We start from the raw sequence: 20,711 nt of genomic DNA, 5'->3' as shown, positions 1-20,711 counted from the left end.
CGGTGCTAGCCACCCGATACGTGCTCGACTTGCTGAATGGCTTCGCAGCGGCACAAGCGCCGCGCGCCGGACTATTGCTTCAGCAGCCAGCCGAGGCGATCGAGCGAAAATGCGTAGCTGATGGCGATGAGCAGCGTGATGACAACGCCCGTGGTTGTGTGACCGGCGGCATAGAATCCGGCTGCACCGCCAAACAGGATGGCCAGTTCAAGCACCAGCCTGACTGCGCCTGGTACAGGAACCGGCGCGCGTCCGGACCGGCTCGGATCGCCGCGCACCGCGAAGGTTCCCCACAGCGCAGCTGCAATGAACGGCAAGGCCAAGGCGAAGAGCCAGCGCCACCATCCGCCGGAGAGGCTCCAGCCGGCAAAGCCGAGGCCAAGCAAGGCGGCAAGTTCCAGCAGGAAACGCAACGTCAGATTCCACCAGGCGTTGCCCATATCCGTCCTCCAGAGTCTCGCGATCGCCAGTGTGTCCGAACGCAGCCATGCCTGCCAGCCCGGGCAGGTCTTTTCCACCGCGGCGCAAAACGGCAAGCGCCGTCGCAAACAGCGCAAGGGTGGAAGCGCCGTTTCGCTAGTGATACACCTCGCGCGCCGGGGCTGCGTAAAATACCCCACCGCCATTTGCGAGGCTGGAACGTTGAAAAAATATTCGGTATTCGCCATCGCCCGCGAGGCCATGCGCGGCCACAAGGGCTGGGAGGAACAATGGTCCTCGCCGGAACCGAAGAAGGAATATGACGTCATCATCGTCGGCGCCGGCGGTCATGGCCTGGCCACCGCCTACTATCTCGCCACCGTTCACGGCATCACCAATGTCGCGGTGCTGGAAAAGGGCTGGCTAGGCGGCGGCAACACCGGGCGCAACACCACCATCATCCGCTCCAACTACCTTTACGACGAGAGCGCCGGCATTTACGACCATGCGCTGAAGCTGTGGGATGGGCTCTCCCAGGAACTCAACTACAACGTCATGTATTCGGCGCGCGGCGTCATGATGCTGGCGCACAATGTGCACGACATCCAGGTGCTGAAGCGCCATGTCCATGCCAACCGTCTCAATGGCATCGACAATGAATGGCTGACGCCTGAGCAGGCGAAGGAATTCTGCCCGCCGCTCAACATTTCCAGGCAGGCGCGCTATCCCGTCGTCGGCGCTGCCTTGCAGCGGCGAGGCGGCACGGCGCGTCACGATGCGGTGGCCTGGGGCTATGCGCGCGGCGCTTCGGCGCGCGGCGTGCACATCATCCAGAATTGCGAGGTCACCGGCGTCAAGCGGGCGGCCAATGGCGCGGTCATGGGCGTCGACACGACGCGCGGCTTCATCAGCGCCAAGAAGGTCGGCGTGGTGGCTGCAGGCCACTCCTCGGTGATCATGAACATGGCCGGCGTGCGCATGCCGCTGGAAAGCTATCCGCTGCAGGCGCTGGTGTCGGAGCCGGTCAAGCCGGTGGTGCCGTGCGTGGTTATGTCGAACACGGTGCACGCTTATATCTCGCAGTCCGACAAGGGCGAGCTGGTGATCGGCGCCGGCACCGACCAGTATGTCTCCTATTCGCAGACCGGCGGCCTGCATATCCTGCAGCACACGCTCGACGCCATCTGCGAGATGTTCCCGATCTTCACCCGCATGAAGATGCTGCGCTCGTGGGGCGGCATCGTCGACGTGACGCCCGACCGTTCGCCGATCCTGGCCAAGACGCCGGTGCCCGGCCTCTACGTCAATTGCGGCTGGGGCACGGGCGGCTTCAAGGCAACGCCCGGCTCAGGCCATGTCTTTGCCCACACGATTGCCAAGGACGATCCGCATCCTATCAACGCGCCCTTCACCATCGAGCGCTTCCGTACCGGCCGCCTCATCGACGAGGCAGCGGCGGCGGCGGTGGCGCACTGATGATGGTGGAATTGGCTGTAGCGGTGCCGCTGGTGCTGGCGGGGGAGCAGGACCTGTTCCACTTTCCGTCACCGGACGAAGTGCGCACGCAGCCGATCAGCCGCGCCGGCAACGAAGCCAATTGGCCGTTTTCGATCGACGCCGGCATTCTGGGATGCGTGTGGAGTGGTGGCCAGAAGGTGGTCATCTTCATGGAGAACAGGCCCTCCGATCTCGGCGAGGACGACACATTCGAGCCGCGCAGCGTCATCGTGACGACCGATCCGTTTCAGCTCACGATCGGCAACATGGCGTATCGCGAGCTGTTTCGCCCCGCCGCAAGCGTAGAGGAGCGCATTCGGCTCGTCGCGCCTTTTGCGGCGATGGGCCAGAGGCTTTGCAACCAACCGGCCGGCGCGCATGTCGGCCACGGCGAATTGTAGGAACGAACGATAATGCTTCTCATCCGCTGCCCCTATTGCGAGGAAGAGCGCCCGGAGCTCGAGTTCCGTAACGCCGGCGAGGCGCATATTGCGCGTTCGGCCAACATGGCGGGCGAGAGCGACGACGACTTCGAAAAGTTCTTCTTCATCCGCTCGAACCCCAAGGGCATCATCTATGAGCGCTGGCGCCACATCCATGGCTGCGCACGCTTCTTCAATGCGGTGCGCGACACCGTCACCGACAAGTTCGTCATGACTTACAAGGCCGGCGAGCCGAAACCGTCCAAGCTGCCCAAAAACTCCAACGAAATGGCTTCCAAATGAGCGGCGCGTTCCGCATTCCGAGCGCCGGCCGGCTCAGCCAGGCCAAGACCGCGCGCTTCAGCTTCGACGGCCAGGCCTACACCGGGATCGAAGGCGACACGCTGGCCTCGGCGCTGCTTGCCAATGGCGTGCATCTGGTGGGACGTTCGTTCAAGTATCACCGTCCGCGCGGCTTCCTGTCGGCCGGAGCGGAAGAGCCCAACGCGCTGGTCGAGATCAAGCGCGACGCGGCACGCAAGGCGCCCAACATCCGCGCCACGGTGCAGGAGCTCTATGACGGGCTCGTCGCCAACTCGCAAAACCGCTGGCCGTCGCTCGCCTTTGACGTCGGCGCGGTCAACGACATTGCATCGCCGCTATTTTCGGCCGGCTTCTACTACAAGACCTTCATGTGGCCGAAGGCAGCCTGGAAGAGCCTCTACGAGCCGAAGATCCGCGCCGCAGCCGGCCTCGGCCTTTCGCCTGACAAGCCAGATCCCGACCATTATTCCTCGCGCTATGCGCATTGCGACGTGCTGGTGCTGGGCGGCGGTGCGGCCGGCATCGCGGCAGCGCTTGCCGCTGCCGAAACCGGCGCGCGTGTCATCCTCGTCGACGAGCAGGCCGGCTTCGGCGGCAGCCTGCGTTTCGAGAGCGGCGCCAGGATAGACGGCCATGACGGCTTTGGCTGGGCGCAAGCAGCGGTAGCCAAGCTTGCCGCCATGGACAATGTCCGTGTGCTCTCGCGCACGACGGCGTTCGGCTATTACGCGCAGAATTTCGTCGGCCTGGTCGAGCGCGTCAGCGACCATCTGCAGAACCCCGGCCGCGATCTGCCGCGCGAGCGCCTATGGCAGGTACGCGCCAAGCGCGTGGTGCTGGCGACCGGCTCCATCGAACGCCACATGGTGTTTGCCGACAATGACCGGCCCGGCATCATGCTGGCCTCGGCGGCGCGGACTTATCTCAACCAGTACGGTGTCGCGGTCGGCAAAAATGTCGGCGTCTACACCGCCAATGACTCGGCCTACTCCGCCGCGATCGACCTGAAGAAGGCCGGCGTCAACGTGGCGGCGATCGTCGACCTGCGCGACCATCCGACCGGACCTGTGATCGACGAGGCGAGGGCGCTCGGGATCGAGGTCAATTTCGGCCGCGCGGTGATCCGCGCCGGCGGCAAGTTGCGCGTGACCTCGATGACGGTGCAGCCGAAGAATGGGGGCGGCGAGCGCACCATTCCGGTCGACGCCATCCTGATGTCGGCCGGCTGGACGCCGTCGGTGCATCTGTTCTCACAGTCGCGCGGCAAGGTCGCCTTCAATGACGAGACCAAGCGCTTCGTGCCGGGCATCTATGCGCAGGACTGCGTTTCGGTCGGCGCCTGCAACGGTACGGATGGGCTCTCGGCGTCGATCGATGAGGCCTATGCGGCCGGCGCAAAGGCGGCGAAGGATGCGGGCGGCAAAGTGGCCAAGGGCGTAAAGCCGAAGGTCGACGCGTCGGAAAGCTGGTCGCGCGGCATGCTGGGCGCGGCGCCCGGCGCCGGGCCGGACAAGACGGTCAAGGCCTTCGTCGATTTCCAGAACGACGTCACCGCCAAGGACATCCGCCAGGCGGTGCATGAAGGCATGCGCTCGATCGAGCACGTCAAGCGCTTCACCACCAACGGCATGGCGACCGACCAGGGCAAGACCTCCAACATGCACGGCCTGGCGATTGCCGCCGAGACGCTTGGCAAGCCGATCCCCGAGGTCGGGCTGACCACGTTCCGCGCACCCTATACGCCTGTTACTTTCGGCGCGATCGTCAGCCATTCGCGCGGTCCGCTGTTCGACCCGACACGCAAGACCGCGATCCATCCCTGGGCGGAAGCTCAAGGCGCGGTGTTCGAGGATGTCGGGCAGTGGAAGCGCGCCTGGTATTTCCCCAAACCCGGCGAGGACATGCACAAGGCGGTCGACCGCGAATGCGTCGTGGTGCGCAGCAATGCCGGCCTGTTCGACGCCTCGACGCTGGGCAAGATCGAAGTGGTCGGGCCGGATGCGGCCAGGTTCATGGAACTGCTCTACACCAATCCGTGGGAGAAGCTGGAACCCGGCCGCTGCCGCTATGGCATCATGCTGCGCGAGGATGGTTTCATCTATGATGACGGCGTCGTCGGCAGGCTGGCGCCGGACCGTTTTCATGTGACGACCACGACGGGTGGCGCGCCGCGCGTCATGAACCATATGGAGGACTATCTCCAGACCGAGTTCCCGCATCTGAATGTCTGGCTGACCTCGATAACCGAGCAATGGGCGGTCATCGCCGTGCAGGGGCCGAAGTCGCGAGACATCATTGCACCGCTGGTCGAAGGCATCGACATGTCGGACGAGGCGCTGCCGCATATGTCGGTGCGCGAAGGCAAGATCTGCGGCGTGCCGACCAGGCTGTTTCGCATGTCGTTCACCGGCGAGCGCGGTTTTGAAGTCAACGTGCCGGCTGATCACGGCCAGGCGGTCTGGGAAGCGCTGTGGGCCGAAGGCCAGAAGCATGGCGCTACTGCCTACGGCACCGAGGCCATGCACGTGCTGCGCGCCGAAAAGGGCTACATCATCGTCGGCCAGGACACGGATGGTACGGTGACGCCGAACGATGCCGGGCTCGACTGGGCGGTCGGCAAGAAGAAGACCGATTTCGTCGGCATCCGCGGCCTGAAGCGGCCCGACCTTGTCGCCAAGGGCCGCAAGCAACTGGTCGGCTTGAAGACCAAGGACCCGAAAGTGGTGCTTGAGGAGGGCGCGCAGATCGTCGCTGACCCGAAGCAGGCGATCCCGATGAAGATGATCGGTCACGTCACATCCAGCTACTGGTCGGAAAATTGCGGTCGCTCGATCGCGCTGGCGCTGGTTGCCGGCGGCCGCGACCGGATGGGCGCCACGCTCTATGTGCCGATGCCGAACGGCGTGATCGAAGTGGAGGTTACCGGCATGGTGTTCTTCGACGAGACGGGAGGGCGCCTCAATGGCTAAGGCTGCTGCAAAGAAGACGGCCCCAGCTGCAGCGCCGTCCGTCGAGCGCCGCCCGGCCCTGGCTGGACGCGTCGTTTCCGCAACGGATGTCAAGGTCGAGGTGCTGCCGCCGGCGGAGCGCATGTCGCTGCGCGCGCCGGAGGCTTCCGTCGCGGCGCTGTCGAAGGCGCTCGGCCTGACCTTGCCGAAGCAGCCGAAAACTTCGGCGTCGAAGACAGGGCGCACGGCGCTATGGCTTGGCCCTGACGAGTGGCTGGTCATCGATGAGGCTGGCAAGGATCCGCTGGCCGATCGTGCTGGGGTTGCCGCATTGCATTCGGCGGTCGGCATCTCGCACCGCAACGTCGCCTTCGCCGTCACCGGCCCGGCGGCTGCCGCCGCGATCAATGCAGGCTGCCCGCAGGATTTGTCGCTCGAGGCTTTTCCGGTGGGCGCGGCGTCGCGCACCATTCTCGGCAAGTGCGAAATCCTGCTGTTGCGCACGGCAGCCGACGCTTTCCGGGTCGAGTGCTGGCGTTCCTTCTCGGACTATGTCTTTACTTTCCTGTCGGAAGCAGCCAGCGACGCGGCGGCGTAGGAACGTTTGACGGGTCAAGCCGTTCTGCTTCCCCCATCAGGGAGAACATACGATGCCGTCGAAAGCGCCGCCGAAGTCAGCTGGCAAGACGTCCGCCGTGCGCTCACTCGAACATGAGCAGCATCACGAGGTGACTGCCGAAGAGGAACTCGAGGAAGGCCTCGAGGACACGTTTCCGGCCAGCGATCCGGTGTCGATCACCTCGACCGCCATCCCAGGCGCGCCGGCAAGACCCGGCAAGGCCAAGACGGTGCCGGGTCGCAAACCGCGCAAGAAATAACCCGTTCGGCTACGCCAGGTTTGAACTCAGGAAAAGCCGACTTGCGCTGAGGAAAAAACGGGCGGCCGGGATTATCCTGCCGCCCTTAAATTAGTCGTTGTGCTGTGGTCGAGCCCGATCAACTTAGAACGTGCTCGGCACGATCCATGGGTTGATCTCGATGCCGAGACGCGGGCTCTTGGCCTTGACGTCGGACTTTTCGACCGAGCCGGTCACGGCGCAATCGAGCTTGGCATTGGTCGTGGTGTCGACGCAGGTGGCGGCGGGGGCCTGCTTGGTCGAGTGTGTGTTGTTGGCGGCGAAAGCCGAGCCGGAGAGAGCCAGCACGGTGGCGAGGGCGAGAAGGGTCTTGTTCATGTCAGTCTCCATCGGTTAAACTTTTTTCGTACATGTACGATACAACGTACACATACGTCCACCGAGATGGGTTTTCAAGTCGGAAACCGTACGCGTACGACAAATTTTTTTGAATGCCGAAAATTGCGGCGCACTGACACAGCCGAAGCTGTCAGGCCGGACGTTGAATTGGAGGGGCGGGGATGCTCAGCAGTCGACCGGGGTCTCGGTCAGCGGCGGCACATTCTGGGTGCTGAGCGTGGCGAGTGTGAAATCGCACATCCGCGTCACGAAAGCCTGTGGATCGCCGAAGGGGTAGAACGGGAACGTGATCAAAAGCGAGATGGTGCCGTGGCCGACTGCCCAAAGCATGGTGGCGATGGCGCGCGGATCGCCCTGCAGCTTGCCTGCAGCAACGCAGGCCTCGACCCTGGATATCAGCGCTTTCATCGCCGGGTTGGCCTCTTCCATGTCCTCATAGCTTCTGCCTTCCGGCAGCTTGGTCTTTTCGGTCATGAACACGGTGCGGTATTCGTTGGGATTGCCGAGCCCGAAGGCAGCATATTCGGTCATCACCGCACGCAAGGCCTCGATCGGATCGTCGGAAGGATGCTCCTCGATGCGGCGGGCAAGTGTTTCGAAGGCATCCTCGGCCAGCGCAAACAGGATGTCTTGCTTGTCGGCGAAGTAGGAATAGACCGACATCGGAGCATAGCCGACCCGCTTGGCCAACTTGCGGATGGTCAGGCCTTCATAGCCCTCTTCCTTGACGAGCTTGTGGGCTGCGTCGAGCAATTCGGAACGCAGTTCGGCTTTTTGTTTTTCGCGGCGTTTCTGGACGCTCAGTGGCAAGACCCGGTGCCTTTGGTTGGTTGTGCATGGCTAAATATATACGCTGTACGGAAACGGGCAAGGGCGCTGCCAGGGACATCAAAAAGCGACCCTCAAGCTATCTCTCGAATAGTCGTGTCCGTTCTGGTCTATTTCGCCAGCATCTATGTCACAGCATGTGTAACATGGGCGCTCGCAGGCAACATCGGACCGTTACAAACAAAGCCTATCTGGCGGCTCTGCAAGAAATTTCGGTTTTGGGGGGGCCTCTATGGCTGCGATAGAGCTTTCGTCCGGGCTGCCGGGCGCACATCCACTTTCTCATGGCGCCAGGCTGGCGCTCAGGCGAGTCGTGATAGTCGCATGGCTGGCGATCGCAATCGGCTTCGCCATGGAAGCGCTTATTCTGACTGCCGGATTTGCGGCAGGTTCGCACCCGGCCCCGACCCAGGTTCTGATCGACTTGGCGCAAGGCGTGACCTGGTCATTCTTCGTCTGCGCCGGCGTCAGCCTCGGCACGGCGATCACCAAGGTGCGAGCCTCGCTTGGCGGCCTGATCGCCATGATCTCGGGGCCGCTGGCCATGGGCATCGCCAAAGGTACGCAAAAGGTGATGGTGAGCGCGCTTGATGTATCGGCAAAGCCCGTGATCCTGTCGCTCACCACGCTCGGTATGTTGCGGGCGATCGAGTATGGTTTGCTGGGCTGGATGCTGGCTTCGCTCGCATCCAAGGAAGAACCTCGCTCGCTGCATTTCATGCTGGCGGGTGCCTTGGCCGGCGCGGTGTTCGGCGGCGGGATCACGGCGCTGACGATCGAGACTGCCGCAGCCAAGGACATTGCGCTGGCATTGCCGCAGGCTGTCGCCACCGGCCTCATTGAGATCGTGTTTCCGATCGGATGCTCGCTGGTCGTCTACATCGCCCTGCAAGTCAGCCGGCACATGAAGTTCATTTCCAGCGATGCGCGCTAGAGCCGGATGATTTCAGGTCGAATTGACCTCAAATCTGAAACCGGCTCTAATCAAATAGATAGAGCATGATGTCGTCCGAAAACCGCTTCGCACTTTTCGGCATCATGCTCTGTCTACAGACGGTGATCGGTTTGCGTCCTGTTTCCAGGCCGGTTGCCACCACCTCCGTATGGGCTTGCTCCCCGGTCGGGGAACGGAACTGATCCGATCTGTCATCAAATCGCGCCGACCACAATATCTCATTGTCGAGTCAGGTTCGGTCGATCAGGTTGGCGGAAAGGTGCGACAGCAGCTTCACCGCTTCGCCATAGGTTTTTGCCTTTTCGGGATTTGAGGCGTTGCCGTCGAGCGCCCGCTTGTAGACACCCTGGCAGATGGCCGCCAAACGGAAGAAGGAGAAGGCGAGGAAGAAGCTCCAATTGTCGATGCCGCCCAGCCGGCGCCGCCTGCAATAGGCCGCGACATAGGCTTCCTCCGAGGGCAGGCCGAGGGCGGCGCGGTCGACGCCGCCAAGGCCGCGAAAGCCTGAGGCGTGCGGCAGCCGCCATTGCATGCATTGATAGGCGATGTCGGCGAAGGGATGGCCGAGTGTCGACAGTTCCCAGTCGAGAACCGCCAGCACTTTCGGCTCGCTGGGCGCGAAGATCATGTTGTCCAGCCGGTAGTCGCCATGCACGAGGGATATCCGGCCGTCATCGGTTGGCATATGCGTCTCCAGCCAGGCGATCAGCCGGTCCATGTCGGCGACCGTGCCGGTCTCCGAGGCGCGGTACTGGCTGGTCCAGCGTGCCAGCTGGCGTTCGAAGTAATTGCCGGGTTTGCCGAAATCGCCGAGCCCGACCGCCTCGACATCGACATCGTGCAGGGCCGCAAGCGTGGCGTTCATAGCATCGTAGAGGGCGGCGCGCTCATCGTTGCCAGCGGCCTCCGGCACTGCCGGATCCCAGAAGATGCGGCCGTCGAGAAAGTCCATGACGTAGAACATGCGGCCGATCGGCGTCGCCTCCGCCGACAGATGCAGCATCGCCGGCACCGGCACGGCGGTGCCGGCCAGGGCCTTCATGACCGTGAATTCGCGGTCGACCTGATGCGCCGATTTCAGCAACTGGCCCGGCGGCTTGGCGCGCAGGACATAGCGGCCGCTGGCCGCGGTCAGCAGATAGGTCGGGTTGGACTGGCCGGACTTGAATTTTTCGATTGCGGAAAGTCCGGCAAAACCCGGGATGTGCAACTCGAGATAGGGCGCAAGTTCTGTCTGATCCAGCGCATTGGCGTCGCCGCTCATGCGGTCTCCGGCTCACGCTCCATCAGCGTCAGCGTCAGCCAGCGCGCGGTCAGCGCCGGCTTCTTCGAGCCTTCGATCTCGATGGTCACGTCATGCGCCGTCTGCACCCAGCCCGACGGCCTGACCTTGACGTCGGCCAGCACGAAGCGGGTGCGGATGCGCGCGCCGGTCTTCACCGGCGCCAGGAAGCGCAGCGAATCGAAACCGTGGTTGACGCCCATCTTGCCCTTTTCCAGCGGCGGCATGGTCTCGAAGGTCATCGCCGAGAGCAGCGACAACGACAGGAAGCCATGCGCGATGGTGCCGCCGAACGGCGTCTCGTTTTTGGCCCGCTCGGGGTCGCAATGGATGAACTGGTGGTCGTCGGTGGCGTCGGCGAACTGGTCGATCATGGTCTGTGTGACCTCGCGCCATGGCGAGACGCCGACTTCCTTGCCGACGCTGGCCAGAAGCACATCGAGACTGATCGGTTCCACTGCGGTGTCCTCCCCTCGCCGCCGACCGCGGCTCATTCCTTGAACAATGTCAGCCCATGCTGCACCGACTGCCCGCCGTCGATCGGCAGGATGGCGCCGGTGACATAGGAACCGGCACGGCTGCACAAATAGAGCGTTGCGCCGCCGATGTCATCCGCCACGCCGATACGGCCGATGGGGACATGGCTGCCGACATGTCTGGCCTTTTCGTCGGTGCCCGTGGCAAAGGCGGTCATCCGGCTCTGGAAGGGACCGGGCGCGAAGGCGTTGACGGTGATGCGCCGCGCCGCGAGTTCGATCGCCAGCGTGCGCGTCAGGTGGTGAACGGCGCCCTTGGACGCGGTATAGGAATAGGCGTCGTCGGCCAGCGGCTGCGTGCCCATCACCGAGCCCAGATTGATGACGCGAGCCGGATCGGCATCGCTGGCCGCGGCTTCCAGCAGCGGCAGCAATTCGCGCGTCAGATGAAAGACGGCGGTGACGTTGACGGCGAACACCTTGGCCCAGCCGCTATAGGGAAAATCCTCCAGCGAGGCGCCCCAGGATATGCCGGCATTGTTGACGAGGATGTGCAGCTTCTCGGTGCGCGCCTTGACCTCGCTGACCAGCGCGGCAATGCCTGCTTCGCTCGAGACGTCACCGGCGAAACCTTCGGCACTGCCGGAGCCGCCGAGCCCGTTCAACTCAGCGGCGACCTTGATGCAATCCTCGCCCTTGCGCGAGGCGATCATCACGGTAGCGCCGGCTTGGACCAAAGCGGTCGCCACCATGCGGCCGATGCCGGTCGCGGCTCCCGTCACCAGCGCTGTCTTGCCGGCGACTGAGAACAGTTCTTCCAGATAGCTCATCGCAATTCCTCCGCGCCTCTCTGCTCACGGTCTGGGGCGAAAGGGCTCGCGTTGACAAGGCTACCCGAAGTACGGTCATCCTTGCCACGGGTAAAGTGCCCCAGATGCGTGAAAGGGTTGGAGACCGATGGCGGACATGAATCTCGGCATGACCGAGCGGCTGAAGCCGATCCACGCCCGCGTCGCCACCATGGTGCGCGATGAGATCATGCCGCTCGATCATGAGTTTTTGAGCGAGGTCGGCAAGGGCGGCGACCGCTGGGTCTACACCGCGCGGCAGACCGAGATCCTCGAAGGGTTGAAGAAGACGGCCGAGGAGCGCGGTCTGTGGAATTTCTGGCTGACCGGGTCCGAGCGCGGCTACGGGCTCTCGACCGTTGAATATGCCTATCTCGCCGAGGAGATGGGCAAGGCGCATCTCGGCGCCGAGACCTTCAACTGCTCGGCGCCCGACACCGGCAATATGGAGGTGCTGGAGCGCTATGGCTCGGAGGATCACAAGCAGGCATGGCTGGCGCCGCTGCTCGAGGGGAAAATGCGCTCGGCCTATCTGATGACCGAGCCGGACGTCGCTTCCTCCGACGCCACCAACATCGCCATGCGCTGCGAACGGCGAGGCGACGACTATGCACTCAACGGCGAGAAATGGTGGGCGTCGGGGGCCGGGGACCCGCGCTGCGCCATCTACATTGTCATGGTTCGGACCGGCGGCGAAGCCGAGCCGCAGCACCGCCGCCATTCGATGATCTTGGTGCCGTCCGGTACCAAGGGCGTGACCAAGCTGCGGCCGATGCAGGTTTATGGCGACGACGACGCGCCGCATGGCCACATGCATCTTCGCTTCGACAATGTGCGGGTGCCGGCCGGAAACCTGATCCTCGGCGAGGGCAGGGGGTTCGAGATCGCCCAGGGGCGGCTTGGCCCCGGCCGCATCCACCATTGCATGCGCGCCATCGGCCAGGCCGAAATGGCGCTGGAGCTGCTGTGCCAGCGCTCGGTGCGCCGCGAGGCCTTCGGCCAGCCATTGGCCAAGCTCGGCGCCAATTTCGACATCATCGCGGAGTGCCGCATGGAGATCGAGATGGCGCGGCTGCTCTGCCTCAAGGCGGCGTGGATGATCGACCAGGGCGATGCGCGCGCAGCCGCGCCCTGGATCAGCCAGATCAAGGTCATCGCACCGCGCGTCGCGCTCAAGGTCACCGACGAGGCAGTGCAGATGTTCGGCGCGCAAGGCATCAGCCAGGACACGCCGCTGGCACGCTCATGGACGCATCTGCGAACCCTGCGCCTCGCCGACGGGCCGGACGCCGTGCACCGCCGGCAGGTGGCGCGCACGGAGCTCAGGAAATACACGCAGGAAAAGGTCTGAGTGGATGAAAACCCTCATCGCCCGCGATCGCGCCGCTCGGCCACCTCGTCTATGCCGACAATCTGAAGGAGCTGGGTCGGCTGGCATCGCGCCGGCAAGGTTCGGCCGGTCATCGAAGGCACTTATCCGCTGGCCGATGCCGCCGCCGTGGTGACGCGCGTGCTTGGCCGTGGCGCATCCGGCAAGCTCATCCTCAAACTGTAAGGAGCCCCGCCATGGCGATCCCCTCAGACATGAAAGCACTGCTGCTGACCGGCGACGGCTACACCAGGACGCCCTCCGGCAGTGCGCTGGAGGCGATGGAGCCGTATCTCAAGCTTGGCAGCATCGGCGTGCCGACGCCCGGACCGAGCCAGGTGCTGATCAAGGTCAGCCTCGCCTCGATCAACCCGTCCGACGTCATGTTCATCAAGGGCCAGTACGGTCAGCCGCGCGCCAAGGGCCAGCCGGCCGGCTTCGAGGGTGTCGGCACGGTCGTTGCCAGCGGCGACGAGCCCTATGCGAAAAGCCTGATCGGCAAGCGCATCGCCTTCACCACAGGCGTCACCAATTGGGGCGCGTGGGCGGACTATGCAGTTGCCGAAGCTGCCGGCTGCATTCCGCTGCTCGACACGGTCCGCGACGAGGATGGCGCGGCGATGATCGTCAACCCGCTCACGGCGCTCGCCATGTTCGACATCGTCAAGGAGACGGGCGAAAAAGCCTTCATCATGACCGCCGGCGCCAGCCAGCTTTGCAAGCTGATCGCGGGTCTCGCCAAGGAGGCTGGGTTCCGGCCGATCGTCACCGTGCGCCGCGACGAGCAGATTCCGCTGTTGAAGGAGATCGGGGCTGCCCATGTGCTCAACGAGAAGGCGCCGGATTTCAAGGCAACACTACGCGATGTGGTCAAGGCCGAGCAGCCGCGCATCTTCCTCGATGCCGTGACCGGGCCGCTGGCCTCGGCGATCTTCGACGCCATGCCGAAGCGCTCGCGCTGGATCATCTATGGACGGCTCGATCCGGACACCACTGTCATCCGTGAGCCCGGCCAGATGATCTTCCAACACAAGCACATTGAAGGCTTCTGGCTGGTCGAATGGATGCGCCAGTTCCGCGACAAGCGCGGCCCGGCGATCATGGAAGCACAGAAGCGCTTTTCGGATGGGCGCTGGTCAACCGACGTGACGGCGGTGCTACCGCTGGATGAGGCGATGGCGAAGGCCCCGGCGGAGCTGGCCAAGCCGAACGGGAAGGTGTTTATTAGGCCGTAGAGCAGAAGAGTTCGAGGTTCTCCCATGAAGCAACTGTGGTTCGTTGCAGTCGTCCTCACGGGGATGACAGGCTCGATTTCTGCCGAGGCTGCTGACAAGTTCCCGCCTTCCTGGCGCAAGTCGATGACCAATGACCCCAGCACCAACTTCTTCCTCAAGAAGTATTCGGCCGCCCTGGACAATCCTGCTGCGACCGCAGTCAGAAACATCGTGCTGGCGCGAGAAGTCGGCTCGGAGTGTCAGTCGTCCAAGCTCAATAAAGCCAAGCTCAAAGCATATCGCGACAGCACGCTCGGCGCGCTTTCGCCTGACGCCCTCAAGGCAGCGGCGTTTGAAACCCGCGTTGCGCTGCGCGGCTTTGACTACCAAGATCTCGCTCACCTCTGTGCCGGGATAGACTATCAATTCGGGCCGAAAGGAGCACTGATCGCGGGTGCGATATCACCGGGGAAAGGTGAGCCGAGGTACCGGTACGACCCGGCCAACCCGTACATCCAACTGCCAGAATTCACTGGCAAATAGTGGAGGCGCACGAACGGTTTTCAGTGCTTGACGACCGCCCCCTCCCTATATCTACAGCCACTGGAGCCAGCTACTCCGCCGGCTCGACATTGGCGTACGCCGCTTCCTCAAGCTCCCGCTTCAGCCTCGCTTCCTCATGCGCCTTCGGCGTGACGAAGCGGCCGAGCAGGAGGTAGGCGACCGGGGTCAGGAACAGCGTCGAGACGGTGGCGAGACCCAGCCCGCCGACGATGACCCAGCCGAGCGCGATGCGCGCTTCGGCACCGGCGCCGGCGGCCAGCACCAGCGGGACCCCGCCGAGGATGGTGCAGATCATCGTCATCATCACCGGCCGCAGGCGGATGATCGAGGCCTGCTCGATCGCCTCGCGCACGCCGAGGCCGCGGTCGCGCAGCTGGTTGGCGAATTCGACGATGAGGATGCCGTTCTTGGCCATGACGCCGACCAGAAGCACGAGGCCAATCTGGCTGTAGGCATTGAGGCTGGTGCCTGACAAAAGCAGCGCAAAGATTGCGCAGGCAAGGCCGAGGGGGACCGTCGCCATGATGATGACGGCGCTGACGAAGCTTTCGAACTGGGCGGCGAGCACCAGGAGGATGATGACCAGCGCGAAGCCGAAAATGGTGATCATGGCGCTGTTGGTCTCGCCGAGCGTCGCGGCTTCGGCCAGCGGCAGGACGCGGCTGCCCGGCGGCAGCAGCGGGGCGGCGATCTGCTCGGCAACGCCGAGCGCGTCACCCAGTGCGAAATTGCCGTTCAGGTTCGAGGTGATCGCCACCGAAGGCTGCTGCTGTTCGCGGGTCAGCGACGGCGGCACGGCGCGCTCGGTCAGCGTGGCGATGGTCGACATTGGCACGAAGCGGCCGTCGGCGGTCTCCAGGAAGATGTTTTCCAGATCGGTCGGATCATTGATCGGGTTGGTGGTCGAGACCAGCTTCACGCCATAGCTGCGGTCGGCGATGTAGACATCGACGACATCGTTGCCGTCGAGCATCGCCTGCAAGGTGTTGGCGAGACCCGATATGTCGATGCCGAGATCGGAGGCGCGCTCGCGGTCGATCGCCACCGCCAGCTGCGGCTGCGTCGGGTCGATGGAAAGCCGCGGCGTCTGGAAGCGCGGATCGGCCTGCATCCGGGCGATGATCTTCACCGCCGCGTCGCCGAGCGCCTTGCGGTCGTTGCCGACCAGCGCGAATTGCAGGCCGTTGCCGGCGCCGCGAATGCCGAGGCTATTGGCCTGCACCGGGAAGATGCGCACGGATGGCACCTGCCGGGTCAGCTGGCTTATCTGCGCCATGATCTCCTGCTGGCTGCGCGTGCGCTCGTCCCACGGCGCCAGCGTCATCACCATGAAGCCGGAATTGTAGGCGCCGTTCTGGCCGGCGTTTTCGAAGGTCGAGACGATCTCGCCGGAATCGCGCAGCGGCTGGATCAGCCTCTCGATCTTCTGCATCTGCTGCGTGGTGTAATCGAGGCTGACGCCTTGCGGCGCGTTGATGCGCAACAGCACGACGGCGCGGTCCTCGCTCGGCGTCAGTTCCTGGCGGATGGTGCCGAACAGGCTGAAGGCGACGCCCGCAAACAGCACCGCAACCAGCAGCACGATCCACGGCGCGCCGAGGCAGGCATGCAGGGCGCGCTTGTAGGCCGCGTTCAGCGCGCCACCGACGCGCGCGCCAATGCCGTGACCGCCTTCATGGTGGAGCGATGCGCCGGTCAACATGCGCGAGGCCAGCATCGGGCACAGCGTCAGCGCCACCACGCAGGAGAGCAGCACCGACATGGCGAGGACGAAGCCGAATTCGCGAAACAGGCCGCCGGTCTGTCCCGGCAGGAAGGAGATCGGCACGAAAACGGCAACGAGCGTCAGCGTCGTGGCGATGACGGCGAAGAACACTTCCTGGGCGCCGAGCACGGCGGCGGCACGAGGCCCCATGCCTTCGTTGCGCCGTCGCACGATGTTTTCCAGAACGACTATGGCGTCGTCGACGACAAGGCCGGTCGCCAGCACCAGCGCCAGAAGCGTCAGGATGTTGATGGAGAAGCCGGCGAGATAGATGGCGGCGATGGTGCCAATCATGGCGACCGGCATTGAGAGACCGGGGATCAGCGTCGCGCGCCAGTCGAGCAGGAAGATGTAGATGACGATCAGCACCATGGAGATCGACAGGCCGAGCGCGATCTCGACCTCGTGCACGGCGCCGTTGACGAAGACGGCGTCGTCGCTGGTGATCTTGATCGACATGCCCTTGGGCAGGTTTTCCTGCAGCTTGGCGACGGCTGCCTTCACTCCGGTGGAAATATCCAGCGTGTTCGATTCCGCCTGGCGGATGATGCCAAGGCCAATGCCGGTCTTGCCGTCGGAGCGCAACGAGGTCTGGCCGATGTCGGGACCGAGCGTGACGGTGGCGACGTCGCGGATGCGCGTCGTGCCGCCGATGATGATGTTTTCGAATTCTTCCGGCGTCGTCACATCGGCCGTGGTGCGGACGATGAGATCCTGGTTGGTGGTGGTGATCGAACCGGCTGGTGAATCGAAAGCGACCGAGGCAAGCGCTGCCCTCAGATCGGCCACAGTGAAGCCGAGGCTGGCGAGCTTGTTCTGGTCGACATCGATGCGGAAGATCTTGTCGCGGTCGCCATAGACCTGAACGTCGGCGACGCCGGGCACGGCGGCCAGTTCGTCCTCGATCTGGTCCTGGACGATCACCGTCATGTCCTGCACCGACATGGTGTCGGAGGTGACGGCCAGTCGCATCACGGCATCGGAATTGGCATCGGCCTTGACGATGCGCGGCGGGTCGGCGGTCTCCGGTATCATGTTGGCGACACGGCCGACCGCGTCGCGCACGTCGGAGGCGGCGACGTTCAAATCGACGCCGTCGTTGAACTCGATGGTGACGCGGCTCTGGCCGAAGGAAGAGGTCGACGAGATCGACTTGACGCCGGAGACGCGGGCGACCGCGCCCTCGATGGTGTCGGTCAGTTCACGGTCGACGGTTTCGGCGGCGGCACCCTCGAAGGCCGTCGACACGGTGACCACGGCGCGGTCGACGTCGGGCAGTTCGCGGATTTCGACGCCATAGAAGGCGGCAAGGCCGGCCACTGCGATCAGCGTGTTCAGCACGAAGGCCATGACCGGCCTGCGGATGAAGAGAGCGGTGAAGCCGGTTTCGCTGGCGGTGCTGACAGGCGCGGTCATGAGCCTTCGGCGGCGTCCGCGGCGCGCTTGTCCTGGCCGGCGATGCGGACCGCGCCGCCTTCGCTGACGCTCTGGGTGCCTTCGGTCACCACCATGTCGCCATCCTCGATCTCGGCGTCGATCAGCACCGTCTCAGTGTTGCGCTGGATGATGCGCACGGGAACGCGCCTGGCCTTGCCGTCCTCGATCTGCCAGACATAGGCGCCGTCGGAACCCCACAGGATTGCCAGCGGGCTGACGGCCGGATAGGTGTCGCCGGGGAAGCGCATGGTGATGCCGAACGACATGCCGGCGCGCAGCGAATCCGCCGGATTGGCGATTGCAGCCTTGACCAGCAGGGTGCGGCTCTTTTCGTCGATGTGGTTGTCGATGGCCGACACAGTGCCGGTATAGGCCTTGCTCGGATTGGCGATCGGCGTCGCCGACAGTTGCGCGCCGACCTTGACGGCGGCGGCGAAGCGCTCGGGCACCAGGAAATCGACCAGGATGGAGGAGCGGTCGTCAAGCGTGGCGATCGCCGACTGGCTGGTGACGTAATTGCCGGCCGATATCGGCAGGATGCCGACCGTGCCGGCGATAGGGGCGACGATCGAACGACGCTGCAAGGCGAGTTCGGCATCCTGCAGCGCCAGTTTGGCGCCGGCCAGCACCACTTGGGCATCGGCGACGGCGACCGGGGTCGCGGCGTTGGAGGCCCTCAATGATTTCACCCGCTCGAGCTTGTCCTGGGCATCCTGCAAGGCAAGCTTGGCACGATCCTGCGAGATCACCTCGGTCTCGGAATCGAGAACAGCGATGATCTGCCCCTTCTCGACGCGGGTGCCGGACTGGACGAGGAATTCAACCAGCCGGCCGGAGCTGTACGGGTTGACCGTCACCGAGGCGTTGGCGCGGCCGGTGCCGATCGCCTGCAGGCGATCGTTGATGGTGGCGGTGGTCGCCGGCAAGGCGACGACATTTGCCGGGCGGCCGGCAGCGTTGCGGCCGCCTGCCTGTTTTGTCGTGTCGACCGCACCGGTTGTGGCGGGCGCCGAAGCATAGGTCCAGTCGATGCCCCAGCGTGCCAGAACCTCCGGCGCGCCCGGGAAGAATCGCGCCCAGGCGAGGACAGCCGCGACCAGGATCACAAGCGCAAAAACGATCTGTTTCCAGGCGACCATCGACACTCCGGTTGGCAAAACGTCTACCGGTTTCGCCAAGCAAAAAAACGCGCAGCGACGCACCCGGTATGTGCGAAGCCGCCGCAATATCATGGCTTTATGGCAATTCTGCCGCTTCCATGCACATTAAATCTGCGTAATTTTGCGCACTTGCGGCGGGGATTGAGCGTGTCAGCGCAGGCTTTCGAGGTCGCGGATGCGCCTGGCGCTGTCGGCCTCGAGCTGCCTGGTGACGGCGCCGATCAGCGTCTCGGCGACGACGAACAGAGCGGCGGAAGAGTCCCACGCCGAAGGCACGGCGGTGCGTCCGGCAATGACATGGCGGGCGAAGCGGGCGATCGGCGATAGCCACTGGTCGGTGAACAGCACGATCTGAACGCCGCGCTGATGCGCGGTCTGGGCAAAGCGGACCAGACTGTCCTGGTAGCGCCTGATGTCGAAGATCACCAGCACGTCGCGCTTGCCCATGTCGATCAGCCGGTCGCGCCAGATGCTCTCCTGGCCGGCAAGGTGATAGACATCGGGCTGGATGATGGCGAGATGGGCGGCCATGTAGCGTGCCAACGGATCGGTGAAGCGGCCGCCGATCAGGAATGTCTTGCCGCGCCGTTCGGCGAGCCTTTCGGCGATGTCGGCAAGCTGCCTGTCGGACAGATGCCTGAAGGTCTCGCGCATATTGTCCAGCGTCGCCTCCAGCATTGGCGACACGGCACTGCTGCCTGGCGAGGCCGGATTGAGCGTGCGCGATGCCGGCGACTGCAATTGCGCCGCCAGTTCGTCCTGCAGCGCCGACTGGAATTCGGGATAGTTCTGGAACCCCAGCCTGGAGACAAAGCGCAGGATTGTCGGCGACGATACGCCGGCAGCTGTCGAGAACTCGGCGACCGTCTTCAGCCCGATCAGCGGATAATTGGCAATCAGCGTTTGCGCGGCGCGGCGCTCGCCGGCCGGCATCGTGCCGATGCGGTCCGAAATCAGTTCGGCAATGCTGGAAATCATCGTTTTCCCCACCCCTGAGCCCGTCTAGACCGCTTCCCCGAAATCGCGTTTGACAAAGCCGGACAAACTGTATGAAATCATCCACAGGGACGCAATGAGGCAAAATACGTAACATAAGATACAGCGCTCCCCAGGGGACGGCAGACTATGGAGAGAGCACGGCCCGCCAGCCTTGCATCGTCTGATACCGTAGGGGTGACGAACCCCGGCGGGTCCAGCCCTTTCGTGCTGACCTGCGACCACGCTTCCAACTTCCTGCCATTCGAATTCGGCACGCTTGGCCTGCCGGCCGAAGATCTCTCCCGCCACATCGCCTGGGACCCCGGCGCGCTGCCGGTGGCCCGCCGCATCGCGACCGCCCTCGATGCGACGCTCATCGAAACCCGCATCTCGCGCCTGATCATCGACTGCAACCGTCCGCTCGACGCACCGGACCTGGTGCCGCCGGTCAGCGAGACGACGGCCATTCCGGGCAATGCCGGCCTGTCGGACAGTGAGCGCGCCGAGCGCATCGCTTTGTCGTGGCGGCCGTTCCACGACACGATCGCATCGATCATCGACGACCGGCAGGCGCGTGGGCAGGAGACCCGGCTGGTGTCGGTGCATTCCTTCACCCCGGTCTACAAGGGCAAGAACCGGCCCTGGCATATCGGCATCATCCACGATGACGACCGCCGGCTGGCGTCGCCGCTGATAGCGGCGCTGCAGCGGCTCTCCGGCGTCAGTGTCGGCATCAACGAGCCCTATTCGCCGGCCGACCGCGTCTATTTCACTTTGGAGCGCCATGCACGCTCGCGCGGCCTTGCCTGCGCAATGATCGAAATCCGCAACGACGAGATCTCCGGCGAGACCGGGCAGCGGAAATGGGCGGATCTGCTCACAGGCATTTTTTCTGACCTGGAACCCGAGGAGGCCAAGGGTTCCCGGCGACACGCAGTGGGAAAGTCAGTTCAATCGGCCAGCTAGAA

Annotated in this window: 20 protein-coding genes; 11 read left to right on the top strand and 9 right to left on the bottom strand. The window is 64.1% G+C overall.

What is annotated here, in order from left to right; translation table 11 throughout:
* Positions 1 to 71 precede the first annotated feature (71 nt).
* Positions 72 to 440 carry a YrdB family protein gene (locus tag NLY37_RS17570; RefSeq protein WP_023671141.1) on the bottom strand — a complete coding sequence of 123 codons (369 nt, stop codon included), beginning with the start codon at positions 438 to 440 and terminating at the stop codon, positions 72 to 74.
* 202 nt (positions 441 to 642) lie between these two features.
* On the opposite strand from NLY37_RS17570, the gene NLY37_RS17565 reads away from it, so the two are divergent.
* Genes NLY37_RS17565 through NLY37_RS17540 form a run of 6 tightly spaced genes read left to right on the top strand, consistent with a single transcriptional unit; the run spans position 643 to position 6,489 of the window.
* On the top strand, positions 643 to 1,896 hold the full coding sequence (locus tag NLY37_RS17565; RefSeq protein ID WP_023725217.1) for a sarcosine oxidase subunit beta: 1,254 nt from the start codon (positions 643 to 645) through the stop codon (positions 1,894 to 1,896).
* The gene (locus tag NLY37_RS17560) at positions 1,896 to 2,318 is read left to right on the top strand and encodes a hypothetical protein (protein WP_023671143.1); all 423 of its coding nucleotides are present in this window, start codon (positions 1,896 to 1,898) and stop codon (positions 2,316 to 2,318) included. Before NLY37_RS17565 ends, NLY37_RS17560 begins: the two co-directional genes overlap by 1 nt.
* 12 nt (positions 2,319 to 2,330) lie before the next feature.
* Positions 2,331 to 2,642, top strand: a complete 312-nt coding sequence (locus tag NLY37_RS17555; RefSeq protein ID WP_023683197.1) for a sarcosine oxidase subunit delta — start codon at positions 2,331 to 2,333, stop codon at positions 2,640 to 2,642.
* A complete protein-coding gene (locus NLY37_RS17550; protein WP_023740929.1) occupies positions 2,639 to 5,632 on the top strand; it encodes a sarcosine oxidase subunit alpha in 2,994 nt (997 codons plus the stop codon). Before NLY37_RS17555 ends, NLY37_RS17550 begins: the two co-directional genes overlap by 4 nt.
* Positions 5,625 to 6,209 (top strand): sarcosine oxidase subunit gamma, encoded by a 585-nt coding sequence (locus tag NLY37_RS17545; RefSeq protein WP_023683198.1) that lies wholly within the window; start codon positions 5,625 to 5,627, stop codon positions 6,207 to 6,209. The genes NLY37_RS17550 and NLY37_RS17545 overlap by 8 nt, the downstream gene beginning before the upstream one ends.
* Positions 6,210 to 6,261: 52 nt before the next feature.
* Positions 6,262 to 6,489, top strand: a complete 228-nt coding sequence (locus NLY37_RS17540; RefSeq protein WP_023671147.1) for a hypothetical protein — start codon at positions 6,262 to 6,264, stop codon at positions 6,487 to 6,489.
* 123 nt (positions 6,490 to 6,612) lie between these two features.
* Here the strand turns inward: NLY37_RS17540 and NLY37_RS17535 are convergent, their stop codons facing one another.
* Positions 6,613 to 6,846, bottom strand: coding sequence for a DUF680 domain-containing protein (locus NLY37_RS17535; RefSeq protein WP_023671148.1), 234 nt, complete (start codon positions 6,844 to 6,846; stop codon positions 6,613 to 6,615).
* A 186-nt stretch (positions 6,847 to 7,032) separates the two neighbouring features.
* Positions 7,033 to 7,677 (bottom strand): TetR/AcrR family transcriptional regulator, encoded by a 645-nt coding sequence (locus NLY37_RS17530; RefSeq protein ID WP_023671149.1) that lies wholly within the window; start codon positions 7,675 to 7,677, stop codon positions 7,033 to 7,035.
* 250 nt (positions 7,678 to 7,927) lie between these two features.
* Here NLY37_RS17530 and NLY37_RS17525 point away from each other — a divergent pair, with 250 nt between their 5' ends.
* Positions 7,928 to 8,629, top strand: a complete 702-nt coding sequence (locus NLY37_RS17525) for a hypothetical protein (protein ID WP_023700998.1) — start codon at positions 7,928 to 7,930, stop codon at positions 8,627 to 8,629.
* A gap of 250 nt (positions 8,630 to 8,879) precedes the next feature.
* Here the strand turns inward: NLY37_RS17525 and NLY37_RS17520 are convergent, their stop codons facing one another.
* From NLY37_RS17520 to NLY37_RS17510, 3 genes are read right to left on the bottom strand one after another with little or no spacing between them, the layout of a single operon-like run.
* Positions 8,880 to 9,914, bottom strand: a complete 1,035-nt coding sequence (locus NLY37_RS17520; protein ID WP_023740930.1) for a phosphotransferase family protein — start codon at positions 9,912 to 9,914, stop codon at positions 8,880 to 8,882.
* On the bottom strand, positions 9,911 to 10,426 hold the full coding sequence (locus NLY37_RS17515) for a MaoC family dehydratase (RefSeq protein WP_280790892.1): 516 nt from the start codon (positions 10,424 to 10,426) through the stop codon (positions 9,911 to 9,913). Before NLY37_RS17515 ends, NLY37_RS17520 begins: the two co-directional genes overlap by 4 nt.
* On the bottom strand, positions 10,423 to 11,238 hold the full coding sequence (locus tag NLY37_RS17510) for an SDR family oxidoreductase (RefSeq protein WP_023710918.1): 816 nt from the start codon (positions 11,236 to 11,238) through the stop codon (positions 10,423 to 10,425). The genes NLY37_RS17515 and NLY37_RS17510 overlap by 4 nt, the downstream gene beginning before the upstream one ends.
* A gap of 127 nt (positions 11,239 to 11,365) precedes the next feature.
* On the opposite strand from NLY37_RS17510, the gene NLY37_RS17505 reads away from it, so the two are divergent.
* From NLY37_RS17505 to NLY37_RS17495, 3 genes are all read left to right on the top strand, one after another.
* Positions 11,366 to 12,607, top strand: coding sequence for an acyl-CoA dehydrogenase family protein (locus NLY37_RS17505; protein WP_023740931.1), 1,242 nt, complete (start codon positions 11,366 to 11,368; stop codon positions 12,605 to 12,607).
* 215 nt (positions 12,608 to 12,822) lie between these two features.
* Entirely contained in the window at positions 12,823 to 13,860 is a 1,038-nt protein-coding gene (locus tag NLY37_RS17500; RefSeq protein WP_023740932.1) for a zinc-binding dehydrogenase, read from the top strand.
* Positions 13,861 to 13,884: 24 nt separating this feature from the next.
* Complete coding sequence (locus NLY37_RS17495; protein ID WP_023740933.1) at positions 13,885 to 14,382, top strand: hypothetical protein; 498 nt, start codon at positions 13,885 to 13,887, stop codon at positions 14,380 to 14,382.
* Positions 14,383 to 14,452: 70 nt separating this feature from the next.
* Here the strand turns inward: NLY37_RS17495 and NLY37_RS17490 are convergent, their stop codons facing one another.
* From NLY37_RS17490 to NLY37_RS17480, 3 genes are all read right to left on the bottom strand, one after another.
* Complete coding sequence (locus NLY37_RS17490) at positions 14,453 to 17,584, bottom strand: efflux RND transporter permease subunit (RefSeq protein WP_023740934.1); 3,132 nt, start codon at positions 17,582 to 17,584, stop codon at positions 14,453 to 14,455.
* Positions 17,581 to 18,744 (bottom strand): efflux RND transporter periplasmic adaptor subunit, encoded by a 1,164-nt coding sequence (locus tag NLY37_RS17485; protein WP_023740935.1) that lies wholly within the window; start codon positions 18,742 to 18,744, stop codon positions 17,581 to 17,583. Before NLY37_RS17485 ends, NLY37_RS17490 begins: the two co-directional genes overlap by 4 nt.
* A 171-nt stretch (positions 18,745 to 18,915) precedes the next feature.
* The gene (locus NLY37_RS17480; protein ID WP_023740936.1) at positions 18,916 to 19,743 is read right to left on the bottom strand and encodes a MurR/RpiR family transcriptional regulator; all 828 of its coding nucleotides are present in this window, start codon (positions 19,741 to 19,743) and stop codon (positions 18,916 to 18,918) included.
* A gap of 147 nt (positions 19,744 to 19,890) precedes the next feature.
* On the opposite strand from NLY37_RS17480, the gene NLY37_RS17475 reads away from it, so the two are divergent.
* Positions 19,891 to 20,709 carry an N-formylglutamate amidohydrolase gene (locus NLY37_RS17475; protein WP_023740937.1) on the top strand — a complete coding sequence of 273 codons (819 nt, stop codon included), beginning with the start codon at positions 19,891 to 19,893 and terminating at the stop codon, positions 20,707 to 20,709.
* Positions 20,710 to 20,711 lie beyond the last annotated feature (2 nt).

Source organism: Mesorhizobium sp. C395A, assembly GCF_030323205.1.
GTDB lineage: Bacteria > Pseudomonadota > Alphaproteobacteria > Rhizobiales > Rhizobiaceae > Mesorhizobium.
This window is presented reverse-complemented; position numbering and strand designations above follow the sequence as displayed.